At 55.2% G+C, this 17,677-nt stretch carries 15 protein-coding genes and 1 tRNA gene; 14 read left to right on the top strand and 2 right to left on the bottom strand.

Annotated features, from left to right (window positions below):
* Position 1 precedes the first annotated feature (1 nt).
* Positions 2–1,060 (bottom strand): TyeA family type III secretion system gatekeeper subunit, encoded by a 1,059-nt coding sequence (locus tag B348_RS0105420; protein WP_017735128.1) that lies wholly within the window; start codon positions 1,058–1,060, stop codon positions 2–4.
* 263 nt (positions 1,061–1,323) lie between these two features.
* Here B348_RS0105420 and B348_RS0105415 point away from each other — a divergent pair, with 263 nt between their 5' ends.
* The 12 genes from B348_RS0105415 to B348_RS0105360 all read left to right on the top strand — a co-directional run bounded on the left by B348_RS0105415 (position 1,324) and on the right by B348_RS0105360 (position 14,653).
* Complete coding sequence (locus B348_RS0105415) at positions 1,324–1,875, top strand: RNA polymerase sigma factor (protein WP_017735127.1); 552 nt, start codon at positions 1,324–1,326, stop codon at positions 1,873–1,875.
* A 271-nt stretch (positions 1,876–2,146) separates the two neighbouring features.
* Positions 2,147–2,223, top strand: a tRNA-Met gene (locus B348_RS0105410).
* Between the two features lie 166 nt (positions 2,224–2,389).
* Positions 2,390–3,631 carry a tyrosine-type recombinase/integrase gene (locus B348_RS0105405; RefSeq protein ID WP_017735126.1) on the top strand — a complete coding sequence of 414 codons (1,242 nt, stop codon included), beginning with the start codon at positions 2,390–2,392 and terminating at the stop codon, positions 3,629–3,631.
* Between the two features lie 246 nt (positions 3,632–3,877).
* The gene (locus B348_RS0105400; RefSeq protein WP_017735125.1) at positions 3,878–4,789 is read left to right on the top strand and encodes a hypothetical protein; all 912 of its coding nucleotides are present in this window, start codon (positions 3,878–3,880) and stop codon (positions 4,787–4,789) included.
* Positions 4,790–4,876: 87 nt separating this feature from the next.
* Positions 4,877–5,143 (top strand): AlpA family transcriptional regulator, encoded by a 267-nt coding sequence (locus tag B348_RS0105395; protein WP_017735124.1) that lies wholly within the window; start codon positions 4,877–4,879, stop codon positions 5,141–5,143.
* Positions 5,140–5,478, top strand: coding sequence for a hypothetical protein (locus B348_RS0105390; protein WP_017735123.1), 339 nt, complete (start codon positions 5,140–5,142; stop codon positions 5,476–5,478). Before B348_RS0105395 ends, B348_RS0105390 begins: the two co-directional genes overlap by 4 nt.
* A 528-nt stretch (positions 5,479–6,006) precedes the next feature.
* Positions 6,007–6,291, top strand: coding sequence for a hypothetical protein (locus B348_RS0105385; RefSeq protein ID WP_017735122.1), 285 nt, complete (start codon positions 6,007–6,009; stop codon positions 6,289–6,291).
* Complete coding sequence (locus B348_RS0105380) at positions 6,288–6,560, top strand: DUF3077 domain-containing protein (protein ID WP_017735121.1); 273 nt, start codon at positions 6,288–6,290, stop codon at positions 6,558–6,560. Before B348_RS0105385 ends, B348_RS0105380 begins: the two co-directional genes overlap by 4 nt.
* Positions 6,557–9,445, top strand: a complete 2,889-nt coding sequence (locus tag B348_RS0105375; protein WP_017735120.1) for a DUF927 domain-containing protein — start codon at positions 6,557–6,559, stop codon at positions 9,443–9,445. Before B348_RS0105380 ends, B348_RS0105375 begins: the two co-directional genes overlap by 4 nt.
* A 98-nt stretch (positions 9,446–9,543) precedes the next feature.
* Positions 9,544–10,386, top strand: a complete 843-nt coding sequence (locus B348_RS0105370; RefSeq protein ID WP_017735119.1) for a hypothetical protein — start codon at positions 9,544–9,546, stop codon at positions 10,384–10,386.
* Between the two features lie 63 nt (positions 10,387–10,449).
* Positions 10,450–10,653, top strand: coding sequence for a hypothetical protein (locus B348_RS1000000131505; protein ID WP_157356480.1), 204 nt, complete (start codon positions 10,450–10,452; stop codon positions 10,651–10,653).
* A 310-nt stretch (positions 10,654–10,963) separates the two neighbouring features.
* On the top strand, positions 10,964–14,653 hold the full coding sequence (locus tag B348_RS0105360) for a DNA-binding protein (protein WP_157356479.1): 3,690 nt from the start codon (positions 10,964–10,966) through the stop codon (positions 14,651–14,653).
* Between the two features lie 213 nt (positions 14,654–14,866).
* On the opposite strand, the gene B348_RS0105355 is transcribed toward B348_RS0105360, so the two are convergent.
* On the bottom strand, positions 14,867–15,778 hold the full coding sequence (locus tag B348_RS0105355) for an AraC family transcriptional regulator (protein WP_017735116.1): 912 nt from the start codon (positions 15,776–15,778) through the stop codon (positions 14,867–14,869).
* A 110-nt stretch (positions 15,779–15,888) separates the two neighbouring features.
* Between B348_RS0105355 and B348_RS0105350 the strand changes: the two genes are divergently transcribed.
* Positions 15,889–16,230: a carboxymuconolactone decarboxylase family protein gene (locus B348_RS0105350; protein WP_016779377.1), complete on the top strand. Its 342-nt coding sequence runs from the start codon at positions 15,889–15,891 to the stop codon at positions 16,228–16,230.
* Positions 16,231–16,407: 177 nt separating this feature from the next.
* Complete coding sequence (rclC, locus tag B348_RS0105345) at positions 16,408–16,983, top strand: reactive chlorine resistance membrane protein RclC (protein ID WP_017735115.1); 576 nt, start codon at positions 16,408–16,410, stop codon at positions 16,981–16,983.
* The last annotated feature ends 694 nt before the right edge of the window (positions 16,984–17,677 follow it).

The raw sequence follows: 17,677 nt of genomic DNA, 5'->3' as shown, positions 1-17,677 counted from the left end.
CTCAGATCCCCGCCATCGCAGGAAAACGCTGGGTTCCACCGTCGAGCCGGTTCAGCTCGTCCATCACCGCGATAAACCTGAACAAGGCTTCCTCGCGGACTCTACTGTCAGGCCACAAGGCCAAGGGCATCTGCCGGACCAGGGGGTAAAGCGCGTTGAGGGCTGGCAGTTTCCTCGAGGGCGAATCACCCCCCATCTCTTCCCCCAACCGCAGGATTTCCTCGGCGAAGATACCGCTGCTGGCATAGCCAAGCAGGCGCTGCAGCAGGGGAACGGCGTCCTGATCGATACCCAGTCGCAGGTTCAACGCCAGGCAACCGGCCAACACGGCACCCAACTGCCCACAGCTTTGCAGGCCCAGCAGCAGGGAGCGCAACAATGGCGTGGGCATCGATGACACCTTGGCGGCGATATCGTCCGCCAAGGCTTTACGCATCACATTGAGCCCTTGATGGAAGCGCTCGCCGCCATACACACCCAGCAGGGCCTGCATCATCGTCGACAGGGATTGGCGCGTGACCACACTGGCGTAGTAGAGCGTTCGTAGCGCTTGGCACTCCTGCGGATCGGCACAGGCCTCCTGCAATGAGAGCGCAATGTTCAGGCCAGCCTGAATCTCGCCTCTGAAGCGGGCTGCCAGCTTGGCAAGCGCTGCGCGTGCCAGGGCGGCCTCATACTTACGCACTTCAGTGTCCGCCTGAGCCGCCATATGCTTGAGCACCACGAACGCACGAGCCGGATCCCCGCCTGCGTTTTCGAGCAACTTGCCGACACCCGCGCTTTGCAGCAACTGCATCCTGAGTCGACGCGAAACGGAGGCCATGCTCGCCTGCGCCGGATGACCCAACTGGTCGTACAGCTGCACCATCTGTTCAGCCGGAGGGACGCGCACTCCCATGTGCCGCTGGTCCAGAGGGAGCTTATTGAGTTGTACTTCCTGATTGAACAGATGGGCCAGCTCATCCACTCCCCTCATCGGCGTGGGCACGGAGGCATTGCTGACAACGCGTTGGTCCGGGTGCTGGACTGTTTGCACATCGCTATGAGGTTCGACTTTCATGGGCAGACCAAAACAGGAAGAGTGTTTCCCTGTGTGGCAAAGCCTGGCCATCTGGTTCCATCGAGATTCAACGCCACTGCAAGTTTGAAAATACTTGCAAACGCCCCGCCTCCTCACGTGCCAGAGACTGCATAAAAACGCTTCAATTCAAGATATTTATTTATACAAATCAATCGGTTAACTGATTTTTTCCCTTTGGCACAAGCAGTGCAATCAGGCTCGCGTCGATACGTTTCGACTGCGTCTACATTGAGGAAAAAATCATGAATATCCCAATTGAAGCCTTAGTTCACCTCGGTGGCCGTTCGCCTCAATTCATGCTCCACCTGACAGACGATCAACAGAAAAAACTCCGGCGCTTCATTCACAAACGGGTGCTCAACCCAGAAGATGCGGATGATCTTCTGCAATTGACTTACCTGGAAGCCTGGCGCAATCGCGAGCGCTTCAATGGCAGCGCGACGCTCAGCACCTGGATGTGCGGCATCGCGCAGAACCTGATCCGAAATCACTTCCGGCGCCTGTATGCCAAGCCCGCCCATTGCGAATTCGACGAGTCCCTGTGGCATGGCCAGGAAGAAAACAACAGCCTGGACTGGGAGTTTGAAATCAACCGCCGCCTGGAAACGACCCTGAGCGCTATCAATCACTTGCCCATAGAAATGCGCAAAACGTTGTACGCCTCGCTGGAAACCGACGGCAGCTACCAGGACACCGCCGACGTGCTGGACATTCCGATCGGCACCGTTCGCTCACGCCTGTCGCGCGCACGTGAACAACTCAAGCGCGTCACCCACAACTCGCGGTACCCCTAAGTAAGGCTACGCGTTGGGCGACAGGGATATCTGCCCAACCGGGTCACACTCCAATGGCACTACCGGGCCATCACCGCGCCCCCCCCGACGGATCGGCCCTCACCGTAAAACCGCACCCTCCACCTGAATTCTTCAGCGCAGAAACATCAGCGCCCACTGCGCCACTCGTCGCCGTTTCGGCCTTTTTCGCTTAAACAGTTGAAAGCGTAGATAAAAATTCAAAATAAACGCTTGACGCATTCCCGTTCTCCGCGAATAATGCGCGCCACTTGGCTACATAGCTCAGTTGGTTAGAGCATAGCATTCATAATGCTGGGGTCCGGGGTTCAAGTCCCTGTGTAGCCACCAAGTACCGATCCATAGATGTCTACAGCAGTCTATGAATCACCTCAAGAAGCCCGCCTAGTGCGGGCTTTCTTGTTTCTGGCTGTTCATCTCTATCTACCCCTATCCTTCCCCACCGTGTATGCCCACGTGTATGCTTCATAAATAATTGAACTGAAGGCATACAAGGATGAAACGCACAGATATTAAGCGGCGCCCTCTCGCTGACACTACTCTTTCCAGCCTGGAGCCTGAGGCAGGGGCATACCGCGAGCTAGACAGCCCAGGGCTATATTTCAGGGTCAAGCCGAACGGCCAAAAGTCTTGGGAGTTACGCTACAAGAAGCCAGACGGCAAATGGTCGTGGCTTGGCCTTGGCGGCTATCCGGAAGTGGGCGGTGCTTTCGCTCGGCAGAAAGCGGCTGATCTACGCGCCGACGCATCGGAAGGTAAGAACCCGATCACATCCAAGAAAGCTCGCCAAGCCGCCGAGATCGATGCAGCCAACGATACCTTTGAAGCATTAGCAAGGGAGTGGCACACGTCTCGCTTGAGCGGCTGGGATGCTGGTACGGCCAAAAGGATACTTGGCGCACTCGAACGCCATGTATTCCCCTCGCTCGGTAAACGCCCCTACACCTCTATCATGTCGATGGAGTGGATGGAGCTATTGAGAGGGCTTGAGCGTCAGGGGATTCTGGAGCAGATGAGCCGTGTGAGGGCCTACTGTAAAGATATCTATGACCTGGCTCGCGTAACAGGCAGAGCCGTCAACAACCCGTTGGAGGGTGTGCATAAATTTCTGTCCTCGGGAAAAGCAGAGAACTACGCCCACGTCTCCCCCGATGAGCTTCCGGGGTTACTTCGAGCGATACGCTCCTACCCCCACGCAAAAGATGTTCAGCTCGGCCTGAGGCTGTTGACCCTGATGGCTGTACGCCCCAGCGAACTCCGAGAGGCACAATGGGTAGAGTTCGATTTCGACAAAAGACTGTGGACCGTTCCAGTCGAGCGCAAGGGTCGCAAGAAAGGTCGTGAGCACCTGGTGCCACTCTGCACTCAAGCAGTGGAAGCACTGATAGAGCTTCGGCAACTAACCGGCGCTTACCCACTCCTGTTTCCAGGTCGAAGCGACCGCACCAAACCCCGAAGTGATACCGTTTTCCTTATGGCACTCCGGCGCCTTGGTTACGAAGGCCGCCAGACAGGTCATGGCTTCCGCCACATCGCCAGCACAATCCTCAACGAGCATGGCTATCCTGCTGACCATATCGAGGCCCAACTCAGCCACAAGGCACAAGGTGTTCGAGGGATTTACAACAAGGCTCAGTACCTTGAGCAGCGCACACAGATGATGCAATGGTACGCCGACCATCTCGATTCCCTGGAGGCAGGAAATGTGGTGCAAGGTCAATTTGGGAAGGTTGTATGAAGTTGTTAACCCTACAACCCCTCAAAAATCGTGTTACGGGTGTTACGCGTGTTACGCCCACCAATAACTCATTGTTTTCATTGAACATATTTAGCGTTACACGCAATGCGCAATCTCTGAACACCACGTGTTACACCGAACAGTCGTGTTACAGAAAGGCCACACCCGCAACCCTGCTGGCATCCGCGTTTCCCTCCGAAAACCGCAGCGTTAGCCCACTGGCCTTGGGGCGTCGGGGAGAACTCAGTGGACATTGATTACGGCATAGAACTAGAGATCGCCGGCGTGGATGTCGACTGTCTACTTTGGGATCTCGACGATGTTGAAATCGCTGTTCGCACGTTGTCGTTGTATCACCAATTCTCCGAAACATTTAGCGATGCGTTTCACTGCATCGACAACGCGATGTCCTACTGGCTAGAGGACGGCCGCTACGCTGACTGCGCAGAATCAACTACGACGAAGATGTTTCATCTTCGAAGCGTGATTGAACAGCACGTTTGTTTTTCCGAAGCGACCTCACTACCTAGAGTCATTCGAGGCGTCTTAGGGATCAGTCACCCAGCCAGCGACACCCAGCTTGTAGCAACCTACGCGCTCATTCAGGCAGTCGAGGCAGTAACGGCACTTGGCAACTGGCTTTTCAACCTAGAGCTGCGTCTTTACGACCTTGACTATGATCTAGTCGAACAGATCAGGCTGACTGACGCCACCCAGTATGCTTCTCTCCTCAAAAGGGAAAGGGAGCGTAGCAGCGAACTTGAAATAGAGGCCCGGGAGGAGTTCGCCATTCGGTATGGCGAGACCTCAAAAGCATTGATGTTAGCTTCGCTATACCAAGAAGCTGACCACATGGACAACCTCCGGAACGACTTGAGCGCATCTCGGTTTCTGCGAACTGCACTGGATCAGGCATTTGCAGCAAAAGCGTCGGAAAGGGCCAAAGCAGCCGGGAAAGCCAACAGCAAGCCGGGGACAGCGAAGCAAGAGAACACCAAAAAGCTTTTTGAAGAGATAAGCAAATCGGCAATAAAGCAAATCGCTATTGACCCCAAAATATCAGCGGCCGACCTCGTCAAAATACTCGTTAAACAGGGCAAGGGCTCTATACCAACCGTAAGGAAATACCTAAAGAAAGGCGGTTTTCTACCAAGATAATTTTTATGCAGTGGAAGAAAAGCAAACCATGTTTGCTTTTTTTTTGCCTCTTAGTCTGTGCCTGTCTTTCACTTTACAGGCACGACTATGACGAGCTCTCTCCCCTCCAAACCCGTACACATCAAAGATCTGGCACCCGCAACAAGGTTAATCAGAATTACTGAAGTAATGGCCATTGTAGGCCTCGCCCGCCCCACCATTTACAAGCTCATGAGCCAGCCTGAAAGCGGCTTTCCACAAGCAGTAAAACTCACCGACAGCACCGCTCGTGGGGCCCCCGTCGCATGGGTCCTTTCTGAAGTTTTGGATTGGGCTCACGCACGCATCGCTGCTCGCGACAGGGTGGCGGCATGACTCCTATTTTTCTGCCACAAACTAATTTAGACACCGGCGACTTACTCGGCATCGGCCTCCTACCCAACGTTACTCCCAAAGGCCAAGACCGCCTCCGCACATTGCGCGATGAAGCCATATCGAAAGGGGCACACGTAATGCTTCTCGTCTGGCCGTCTCGCGAGTGGGTGATGCTTTCAATCGAGCCGCCAGAAGGGGTGCTAGTTGAGGATACCGAGCAGCTCATTCCGAGTGTCCAGGCCAACGTGACTGCGCTGGAGCTGATGCTTACAAACTCCCGGCATGGCAATCACCTGTTCTGGATGAACTTGAGTCGTAACGCCTCCCAGCACTAACGAAAACGCCCCCGGCGGCAACCGGAGGCGTTGAGGTAAATCTACATGCCTGATCAATTTATGCCGCATCGAAAAAATCCGCAAGCCATCTGCACAGTTGCACTTTCAAAAAACGGACGTTACTCTCTGGCCGTCGCTGCAAAATCAGCGACCGGGTTTGACGGCCCGTTCAGACATTGGCGCACAGGCGCCCCCATCACGATTGCAGGCGCTTTTTTTGTGCCCGCACGTCCTGTTTATGGCGGCTGTGCGCGGGATACCTTCGGGTATGCCGGGTTCCTTTGTCCCCGGTCCGTCAACCTGCGTACAGCTGCCACCCTAATTCGTTTGACGGCGAACCGTGGCAGCTCCCCAGACAAAGGAGTTTCGCCCAATGCACGCCACCAATCCGTCCAAAATTCGCGCTGCTGCTCATCGAGCAATGGCTCTCGCCGCTTTACACGCCAACTCCAGCCTCGCTACACGTCTCTCCCGTTACAACGCCCATATGTCCAAAGCGCGAGCCTTGGAAGCCGCAGGGGGTGCCCAATGAGCATACTCCCAGGCTTTGCACTACCCGAGGATCTACTCTGCGTCAGCCAAGACGCCGAAGCCGGTCTGCCTATCGACGCCATCACCTGTGCGCTCGACCGTGCCGATTCAGTTCTCATGCTATTGGAAGATCACTTAGACGGCGATAAACCCCTGCTTTCCAACCGCGTGCCGTCATCCGTCATTTGGGACGTGCGCGGGACCTTGGGCTTGATCAAAACACTCACCATGTACGGTGATGCCTCCTCTGTGCCAGTGAGCCAGAAAGGGGGTGCCCTGTGAACACTGCCAACACTCTCGGGCGTGCCGAATTCTCATGCGTTGCCAGCGGTACTCAAAAGCTGTTTAGGGTCAATGCAGGCGTGCCGATCGAGGACGCACTTGAGGCCATATCGCTATTTCAGTACTACGCCAATCAACTGACCCTCGATGCAGCCATGAGTAACGAGGGCGAGCGGTTCAGTTGGCCCGCTCTCTACCTGGGCGAAATGGCAAAAGCGCTGATTGATGACGTCAACGATGCGCTGTATGCAACGAGGACAGCGCCATGACTCAGCGCACCAGCAACACCTCAAAACGCCCCAGCTTTGCCGACGTAAAAAGCGCTGCTCTGAAGAACATCGACCGCGTACTTGCGCACTGGCTGCCGAACGGCAAACGCGTCGATGGCGGCAAGGAATACACCGCACCAAACCCCACACGCACCGATAAACGCGCAGGCTCACTCAAGGTCAGTTTGAGCAAAGGCACCTGGGCGGATTTTGCCACCGGCGATAAGGGCGGCGACCTGATCGACCTGGTGCGTTACATCGACGGCGGCACGGACGTTGAGGCCTGTAAAAAACTGGCGGATCTGCTCAGCGTTTCCGCAGGATCTGCAACCACCAAAAGCACGCCAGCCAAGAGCGTAACGCCGGAGTGGATTGCGATTCAACCGATCCCGGCCGAGGCCATGAACAAGTGCCCTGCCAAACACCGGCAACAGGGTGTTCCGTCCAAGGTATGGATCTATCGTGATGCTCAGGGCCGGCCGATCATGGCGTTGTATCGTTTCGACCTAGGTCCAGATGAAGACGGCAAACCGCGAAAGGTTTTCGCGCCGTTGACCTGGTGCAAGCGTTCCGAAGGGCAAGCCACCCAATGGCGCTGGCAAGGCTTGCCGGAACCTCGGCCCCTGCTGCGCCTGGATGAGCTAGCACAGCGCCCCGATGCGCCCGTGGTGTTGTGTGAAGGCGAGAAGGCTGCTGACGCCGCCGCTGAGCTAATGCCCGACTACGTCGCCACCTGCTGGCCGAACGGCTCCAACTCTTGGCACAAGGCCGACCTCACGCCACTCAAAGGGCGCACGGTAGTGCTGTGGCCGGATAACGATGCCAGCGGCAAGACCTGCATGGACGCCGTCGAGCTTAAGCTGATTGAGCTGGGCACCGCTTCGGTACAACGAATCTCGCTCGACGTATTCAAGTTCAAGCCCAGCAGCAAAGGCGGAAAGCCCACGCTCATCAAGGGTGGGAAATGGGCAGACGGCGACGATGCAGCGGATGCGTTAGCCAAAGGCTGGACCGCTGACCACGTCGCCGAGCTGGTGCGCAACGGAGAGCTTTTCGGCAGTGTTGCTGAGACCACTGAACCTCAACAATCGAAGGCCAAAGCGCCCGCCAAACGCCCTGCGAAATCGAAAAATGACCTGTTGCCCGGCGGCTTTCGCCTGACGCCTGAAGGGGTGTTTTATTCAGGCGATGATGGCGAGGCACGCCCCGTATGTTCGCCTCTCGAAATCATCGCTCGCACTCGCGACGACAAGGGCCACAACTGGGGCTTGTTGGTTGAGTTCGATGACCCGGACGGCGCTAAAAAACGTTGGAACATTCCAGCCCGAACCATGACCGGCGACTTCGGCAAAGACGTACTCGGCCCCTTGGTAGACATGGGCCTGCGCCTTGCCGGAAGTCGATCTGGGCGCAACGCACGCAATGATCTGCAGAGTTATCTCGGCGGCTTCGACAGCGCCCAGCGAGCACGCTTGGTGACGCGCTTGGGCTGGCACGACAAGGCGTTTCTATTGCCCGAACAACAGATTGGCTCGCACGCCGAACACCTGCATTTTTATGAGGCAGGTGCGCAGTTGCCACCGATCAGCGAGGCGGGCTCTCTGGAGCAGTGGCAGCAGCAAATCGGCGCGCTGTGCGTTGGTAACCATCGCTTGGCGTTTGTCGTCTCTGTGGCCTTTGCAGGACCTCTGCTCAACCTGCTCGGGCATGAGTCGGGCGGCTTCCATCTCTACGGCGACAGTTCCGGGGGCAAGACTACCCACTTGCAGGTCGCTGCCTCGGTTTATGGCGGACCTCGTCTGGTGCGTTCGTGGCGCTCGACAGATAACGCCTTGGAGTCCATCGCCGCTGCGCACTCAGACGGCCTCCTGGTGCTGGATGAAATCGGCATGTGCGACCCGCGCATTATCGGCGAGACGGTCTACATGCTCGGCAATGGCACCGGCAAGGCACGGGCGAATGATCGAGGACAAGCGGGCCGACAGGTGCAGGAGTGGCGTTTGCTGTTTCTCTCGACCGGCGAGAAGACGTTGGCGCAGCACATGGCGGATGCAAACAAGGAGCTGAAAGCCGGTATGGAGGTACGCATGCTCGCCGTGCCTGCGGACGCGAGCAAGGGGCTCGGCATGTTCGATGTGCTGAACGGTTTTGAGGACGCTGCTGCCCTCTCCGATGCGCTCAAGGCGCGTGTAGCCAAATACTATGGCACCCCCCTCACCGCCTTCCTGCACGCACTGTGCACGCCTGGCGAAATGCTCAGATGGACGGTGATCATTCGTCGCACGGTGGAGCAGTTCATCACCCAAAACCTGCCCGCCTCGGCCAGCGGGCAGGCCCAGCGCGCCGCCCTTCGCTTCGGCCTCGCAGCAGCGGCCGGAGAGCTGGCCACCGCCTTCGGCGTCACCGGTTGGCCCGATGGTACGGCCACGAGCGCCGCACGGGTGTGTTTGCACGCTTGGCTGGCTGAGCGCGGCGGCGCCGGTAACTTCGAGGGGGATGCGATTTTGGCGCGGCTGAGGCAGGTCATCGAGCGCTTTGGAGAAAGCCGCTTTACCCGCTGGGAATCTGCCGCCGCCAAGATCGATGAACACGGCCCACGCACGATTGATCGGTTGGGCTTTCGCAAAACGATGGAACACGGCATGGGCGACGCCCTGCACACCACCAACACCTACTACGTGCTGCCGGAAGCCTGGAGGGCCGAAATCTTCAAGGGCATGAACATCAGTGCGGTGAACAAGGAGTTGCTGCAACGCGGCGTACTTGAGCCGGGAAGTGACGGCAAGGCGTACAGCTTGATCCGTCTGCCCGGGTTAGGGCCCCAGCGCTGCTATGTGGTGAAGACCGTTCCAGGAACGGACGAAGGCGAGGCCAAGGCCGCCTGACGGCGAGCCTGCTGATCGAGGAAGCGCCGGCTCATTTCCGGCCTCGCCAGCCGTTCGACAACCATCCCTATCAACCGCAGTACCCAGAGACAATACAGATGAACACTATCCAAGAACTGAAAGACCGCCGCGACCAACTGACCCTCGAAGTGGAGAGCATTCAGCGCGACCTGGCGCCCTTTGAAGCGGCACTGGAAACTCCAGAGGTTATTCAACAGGGCCGTCAACGAGCCGTGCAGGATGAAATCAACGATCACAAAAGACGCATCGACTCGCGAAATCTCGAGATCCACACTCTAAATCAAAAGATTGATCGTCTGGAGGCCCTGGCGAACCGTGAGAGCTTAGCTGCGGGCTACCTTAGCGCGATGGCGAACTGGAAAGCCGACGAGATGGAACTCAACGAAAAGCGCACCAGCATTGAGACACGGTTGCAGCAGGTCCGCCAGTGCGACCAGGAAGACATGGCAAAGGCTAGACAAGCTGAAACGGACGCTGCCACCGCTTATGCGCAGGCCGTGGCCTGGGGCGATGTGGAAGGTGAGAAAGCCGCTAATGCGGAAGCCCAAAAGGCTGCAAAGAACCTCACGACTGCGGTTGAGCATCACCGCCGCCAACAACTGCTCATCACCGCCCTGGAGCAGGAGATGGTGACGATTGATCAGCACATCATGGAGGCACAAAAAGAACATGCCAAGATTGAAAAAGAAGCAGCACATCTGGCAAACACAGTATTAGAAGAAAAGTGGAATGAGGCCGCGAAAGCGCTGCTGGAAACAGGCGGTAAGTTGTGGGCCGCACGCGACCTGATCAATCGAGACCCGGTTGCATTAATGAAGCTGGATATACCTGAACAAGGCGAGCGCTTTGGAAGCTGGACCTGGCACGAACTCGCAGATCGCTCGCGCCAACACAGCCTGATTGACCTATTGGCAGCCTAACCCAAACCTTCCCCGAAGCAACCGGCAAGGGTCGGCTGCTTCGGCCCAACCATCGGTTTAATCATGAATAAACCACCACAGAACAGTGCTCAGATGCCTGATTACCTAAAGGCCCGAAAGCTGCATTTGAACGGGATAATTGTCGGCATGGCTGGCATGAAGAAGCTCAATGTAAAAGCAAATAAAAGCACTCGAGTCGAGACGCTCACGATTGATGCAATCAAGGCAGAGCTTGCCTTCATTGACCTCCAACTCAAAAAAAGGTGACTGATAAAGTGGCGGAAGCTTAAGCAGCTTTCGCTTCGCTAGATCCTCACATTACGAAACAAGCCTCCAGATTTTTCTGGCTTCTGATTTTTGGCGGCTGTGGGCTTAGGACCGTGTTCGGCCAAAAGCAGCCCTTCGAGCAAATGCATGGCGGTGTCTACGAAATCAGGGGCGATTCAAGTACGCGCCTCACAGGTGGGGTATATTAGCGAGGTCGACGGTTGTGTAGGCACGTGTACTGTCTGCGTACTTAGCTGCTCGATCTTGATGTGGTACTGCCACAAATTAGGATATTTCGTCAGGAGGACATGTGCTCTGTCATTTTTTGCGCAGCATGCGTAGTTGTGTTCAGGGCATCTTCCGTTCTGAACAAAAGCCTACCAGGGACACGTGGGAGCTGGTCCCGCTTACCCCTGAGTATTTGGCAGAAGAGCATGGTGGCTATGTCGCCGCTATCGAAGCTGCGCTCGCGAAGGATCAAGTTCGTAACATAGCTTTGTCCGGCAACTACGGGGTCGGTAAGAGCAGCATCATGCAGGAAGTCGCTCGGCGGCTGGATCATCGCATCGTAGAGTTATCGCTCTCGACGCTTGCACCTATCGAAGTTTCTCAGCTTGATGATTCAGTGCCTGTTCAGGCCACCACGCCGACCAACCGCATTCAACAGGAAATTGTTAAACAGCTGCTCTATCGAGAATATCCGAGCAGAACCCCTGGTTCTCGCTTTCGACGTATCGAGCGTTTTAGATGGTGGCGGGCGATAGGAACGTCGATATTGTTGGGGTTCGTCATTGTTGTAGTTTTCCTACTGACGGAGTGGACGGCAAAGATTGCCTCTGTATTCGCGCCGTATGCGGATATCGGGGTGTGGGCTCATCCTGTCGTTTGGTGTGCCAGTGCGCTGACCGCCCTCCTAGTAAGCTGGTCATTCTATGGAAAATTGCATATCCAGCAGCTCTCCGCGGGATCTGCAACCGTCACGCTCAACGAAAGCTCCGTTTCGTATTTTGACCAATATCTCGATGAGATCGTCTATTTCTTTGAGGTCTCAGATCGCGATGTTGTGCTCTTCGAGGATATCGATCGGTTCAACGACTCTCATATTTTCGAGACGCTTCGAGCGCTCAACACCCTGCTCAACGCCTCGCCTCAGATCAAGAAACCGATTCGATTTATTTATGCCATCAAAGACAGCATCTTCGATCGTATTGGTCTGGAGATAGAAGGCCGTAAACGCAATACAGAGGTGCTCGCTACGGAAGATCCGGCACAGATCGAAGCTATGCGCGCTAATCGCACGAAATTCTTCGATCTGGTCATCCCGGTAGTCCCTTTCATTACGCACAGAAGCGCTCGTAACTTGGCGCTACAGCTACTCGGCCAGATCAAGCATCAGGTAGCTGCGGAGCTACTCGATTTAGCGACGCAGTACGTGCCGGATATGCGCCTGCTCAAGAACGTCCGTAACGAGTTCATCGTCTTTCGCGACCGGATCTTCGCCGGCGACGGCGAGGACCTCAAACTAAATGAGACTGACCTGTTTGCGATGATGCTCTATAAGAGTACGCACTTAGCTGACTTCGAGACCATCCGGCTCGGGCATAGCAACATGGACGTGCTCTACAAGCTAAGCCGTGAACTGGTGACTGAGAACATCAAGCGAATCGAGGGCGATGTTCGCTTGCTCCGTCAGCAGGTCACGCGGATCAACGGAGCTGTTACTCGTAGTGCTCAGTTGGGAGAGCGGCTGCTTGAGTACGTGCAGCTAACTGCTGAAGCTGCTGGTTTTCGGACCCAAAATGCAACGTATTCGATTGAAGGTGTTGCGAAGTCTCCGAACGACTTTAAGAAAGCGCAGTTTTGGACAAGCTTCGTCTCTCCAGACGAATATTCGCCGCTTAAATATTACGACAACTACCACGGTCATACGCTGACGTTCACCCGCGACAATCTTGTGGCTGCGCTTAGGGATCCGCTGGACGCCAAGAGCTGGAACGAAGCGGATCTTGAAGCTCTCACCGAGCAAATCGATGAGAAGATGGATGACATCAAATTCCTGCGAAGCGCTGATCTTGGTGATCTCGTCAAGCGGCCAGAATTTCTCGTCCAATATGAGGAGGGCATGCAGTCCTTCGAGGCAATTGCGAAAAGCATCCTAACGTCGGGCCTGGCGTACCAGATCGTCCGTGCCGGATATATCAACCGCAACTTCACGCTCTACACGTCAACCTTCCACGGGGATCGCGTTGGCACCGCTGCCACGAATTTCATTATTCATCATGTCGAGCGAGATCTGATGGATCAGCACTTCTTGCTTACCCCAGAGGACGTGGACGCCATCGTCCGCGAACGAGGCAAGAACGCGCTGCAGGAGCCTGCGCTTTACAACATCGCAATCTTAGATCGTCTTCTAGCCTCAGATGTCAAAGCAGCCGACATCATGATCCGCTCTCTAGTTGGTCTCGGGGAGCGCCAGGTCAGTTTTCTGCAGGCCTACCTCAGCGCAGGGGAAGAGCGCCATCGGCTTATCGAACGTTTCACGATCGCGTCCACGCGAGTGCTTACCTACCTAGTGACTCAGGCGGATCTAGACGACTCTTTGCGTCTAGCGTTTGTGAATGTAGCGCTCGCAAATTTGCCGCCTCCCAAGCAGCGGATTGATTCTGCGGTGTCGTCATACCTGTCGGAGCGCCACGCTGAATTTTCGGCGCTAACTTCGGATGCGACCTCGCCGGCCCAGGCTGAACGTATCGGCGTGCTCTACGGAGATGCAGGTATTACCGTTCCTCGCCTTGAGCTGCTTGGCCGTCATGTCCGTACGTCGTTCGTATCACGCAATTTGTATGAGATCACTTACCAGAACCTCTTGATAGCTATCGACAGTGCGAAAACCGTGGCGCTCGACGTCATTCAGGATCGGGACCAAACGGTGTATGACTACGTGCTCAGGCATTTGAGCAAGTACTTGGAGGCTGTCGAAGGCACATCCGCGACGATAGATGCGAAAGAGCACTTCCTTGCCGTGATCGAAGATGTGCTCTCGATAGATGCGTCTCGTCTCGGAGATGTGGTCGAGCGTGCTGCTATGGAGTGTGATGTTTCAGACCTTACAGATGTGTCTGAGGGGGCGTGGCCAGCGCTAGCTGAAAATAAGCGTATCCCCGCAACATTCAACAACGTTAAGGGTTACGTCGTGGCTATCGGGGCGATTGATGCGCATCTAACAAAAGTGCTGACGGCCGCGGCTGAGATCACCGACATCGACACTGCCGACGAGGGATCGAAGACTGCGTTGGCGATGTCGATCCTGGCAGCAACGGACCAGCTTCCGTCAGCGGTGTTGCGTGCGGAGCTGGTCGCGAGCTTGAGCCTTAGCAAATATCTCGCTGCTGGTAAAATTGCGGTGGAAGTTGGCGAGCTCTTCGCTCAGTTGCTCAAATACAACGTCATTGCGGATGACGCAGAATCATATGAGCACCTTGCATCCACCGATTGGCCGACGCGCAAAGAATTTATCCGAGAGTCGCAGGAGTTTTCGAGCTACATGACCCCGGCTTTGATAGGGCGAGACTTGGCGATGTTACTGGGGAGTGATGATATTTATTCGACGATCAAAAATGTAATTGTCGAGCAAGCTCTCCAGTATGTGGAAGTGGCCACTAACCTTGGGCTAAACGAACTAGCGCGATTCGCTATCGCATTCGAGCATAAGCTCTCGCCTGACGTTGTACAGAAAATGGCGCAAGGGAAAGTTTCAGCGCAGCACATCTTACTACTGCTTAAACCACACCTGGAGGTGATCAGTCGTGACCAGCTCTTCACCATCCTGCAAGCGCTTGACGGTGATTACCCTGAGCTGACTGAAGTGGGCCGCGGTAGACTAAAAGTGCCGGATACGCCTGCTGATCGAGAGCTATTGGGACGTCTTAAGCGTGAAAATACGGTAAGTAGCTACGACGATAGCAAGGGAATGATTGAGGTACATAGAAAGCGTAAGTGAGGCTTGCCTATCTGAATTACGTCTGTACGAGGATGACTAGTGCTGTCACCTTCGACCCAGCGGTGAGCCTCGCATGGGTGCCTTTGAATCGCCCCTTACTCCCTAGACGCGCCCGAATTTAGACGCGCCCGAATGACTGCTTTTGGCCGCTCTCCGCCGATCACAACAGGCAGAAAACGGCCATCTCTGGTCACCCCTACCTAAGTGACAGCTCTAAATTCTGCGGCGCATTCTCCCTGGAGGCGCCCCATAAACCTCCTTAAATTTTTTGCTGAACGCCGCCTGCGATTGGTAACCAACCTGCAAGGCAATATCTTTTAATCCCAGATGTGAATGACTCAGCAGGCTGAACGCCAATTCCATACGGACTTGCGTAAGCAATACCCATGGCGACACACCAGCCACACGAACGAACGCCCGCATGAAAGATGCTCGGGACATGCACGCGATATCTGCTAGATTTTGGATGGTCCACTCGTGCGCAGGATCAGCCAACATCGCCTGCCATACGGGGCCCAGACGTTTATCGCTGAGCAAGGCGAGCGTGCCGATGTCTTGGCCATGGCTAGATAGATGGGCGCGAAGGATCAGGGTGAATAACGCCTGAGAAAGAGCATCGAGCAAAAATTTTGCTCCGATCTGATCGCCGTCTGCTTCCCCGCGTAATAAATCGACCAGAGACTGTAATGGTCCATCCGCTGGGAGCGTGCCGCTGGGTATCAACAGGTAGTCAGGTAATGAAGCAAATAGCAACGAAGTTCGGTTGAAGTGAAAGCAGCCGCATAGCATGTCCAGATCCGCACTCACGCCGCCAATGCGATGTATGGGCAATATGCCAGCGTCGATACGCTTTGCCGATACCAATGTTGGCGCAACAGTTTTGCCCGGACTATGCAGCACATGCGGCGCACCACCCGGCAGGAGCAGAACGTCGCCGGCGCGCATAGAAAGACGCTGCCCGCTTGGAAGCTCCACCCGACACTCACCCGACAGCACCACGTGGTATGGCGCTTTGCCCAGCGCTTCCTGCTCATGCTCCAGGGACCAGTCACCCTGAAATTGGCAACGTAAATCCAGACTGCCACGAACATTGGCGAGGCTGATGAGCTTGTCGATCGAATTCATTTGAGCGCATCGCAGAAAAAACAGAGCGTATCGAACTAATCAAAATAGGACTAGGGCATACACTAAACAAGGTTAAACATTACACCCAACCCCCCTCAGGAGTTACCGCAATGTTCATTAACTGGTCCGAATTATTACCCTCCATCCAGAAAGCTTTCGGCGCGCTGGGCAAAAGTAATCCAAAAATGGTCAAAGCCTACATGGCCCTCGGAGAAGCCTCTGCCGAAAACGATGTGCTCGACACCAAGACCCGCGAATTGATCTCCATTGCAGTCGCCATCACTACACGCTGCGACGGCTGTATTGCAGCTCACACTGATGCGGCCATTAAGGCTGGTGCGAGCCGCGAGGAAGTGGCTGCGACCTTGGCCACTGCGATCTCGTTGAACGCAGGCGCCGCTTATATTTATTCACTGCGCGCTCTTGAGGCGTACGACACCTTGAAAAAATAGCTCTTTCGCCATAACTCCACCGGCCCCGCACACTTAAACGTGCCGGGGCTTACCTGATACATCCAGACGTCAGCCACTTGTTGAGACGATCGAACAATAACTTGAGCATGACGCACAAAAGCGTCTCGCGGCTAAGCCTCAGACTGGTTTCACATTCCAAATATTCGGATAAGTCTGATGCTCGCTTCATTCACTACATGGCTGCAATTCATCAGCAAACTCGACACCCTTGGCACACACCTCATGAGACTGGCGATCGCCGTAGTTTTCTTGTGGATCGGGGCGCTCAAATTCGCGCCTTACGAAGCCGATAGCATTACCCCATTTGTCGCCAATAGCCCGTTTATGTCTTTTTTTTATGAACATCCCGAGGATTACAAGGCACACCTGACTCACGAGGGTGAATTGAATGCGGAAAAGCGCGTTTGGCAGGCCGCAAATAACACATACATCTTTTCCAACGGCCTGGGCTTAGTAGAAATTCTGATCGGTCTGCTGGTGCTTTCCAACCCGATCTCGCGACGCGCCGGTCTGCTTGGTGGGGCGCTGGCCTTCGGTACACCGCTGGTGACCTTAACCTTCCTGCTCACCACACCTGAAGCCTGGGTACCGGATCTTGGTGATGATGAACATGGCTTTCCATTTCTGTCTGGTGCAGGACGCCTAGTGCTCAAAGATCTCTTGATGCTGGCCGGCGCTCTTCCGGTGATGGCTGATTCCGCCCGTCAGTTATTGCAAGAGCGGCGCCCCTAGTTTTCTTTTAAAGCCTTGAAATCTGAATCGCCTCAAGCTTCGTAGATACCTCCGAGAGGCTGCTTGTGGCCGATTCTGTTGAAAAAGTCGACCCGGCCTGGTTACCCATGCATTGAGCGCTAAAATCGCCCTTTTGGCACGCTGCTACGTCAAATCTGAGCCCTGCACCTTTTGCGTAAAACACGGATTTCAATCTCCGACGCGTACTTTTCTGCCGTGGAAACCGAAGCCGACTTTTTCAACAGAATCGGCCGGAAGCGGTCGGTCATGAGCGTCCGCTTCTGGCCGGTAGCGGCCCTTCTAAGTGAAAGCCCCTAGTTCGATGACACACGCCGTAATCATCACAAACAGCTCCTCCCAAGGCGTTCATTGATGTAACACCTTTTTGCCATGTAACACGCATATCGGCAAATCAGCCACAGCTGTGTAACACCACAAAAACCCTTTAAAAGTCAGACACTTATCAAACCATGTAACACGCGTAACACCCGTAACACGGTTTTATTAGGGTATCCCCCTAGCCCCATTAGTATTGCTCCTCCAGCGAAGCGATGTGGGTCATGCTCTTAGCTTTGGTTCGGTTGTGGGGACCCTGGAGCACTCTTGAAGGTACGGGGTAGGAAACCCGCGTGATCGTGTCAGCAGAAAGGTGCCCAGCTTAGTGAACAGGTGAACCGGGTGAACTGCTGTTCAC

Origin of the sequence: Pseudomonas sp. CBZ-4 (assembly GCF_000346755.1) — a bacterium.
Lineage (GTDB): Bacteria > Pseudomonadota > Gammaproteobacteria > Pseudomonadales > Pseudomonadaceae > Aquipseudomonas.
This window is presented reverse-complemented; position numbering and strand designations above follow the sequence as displayed.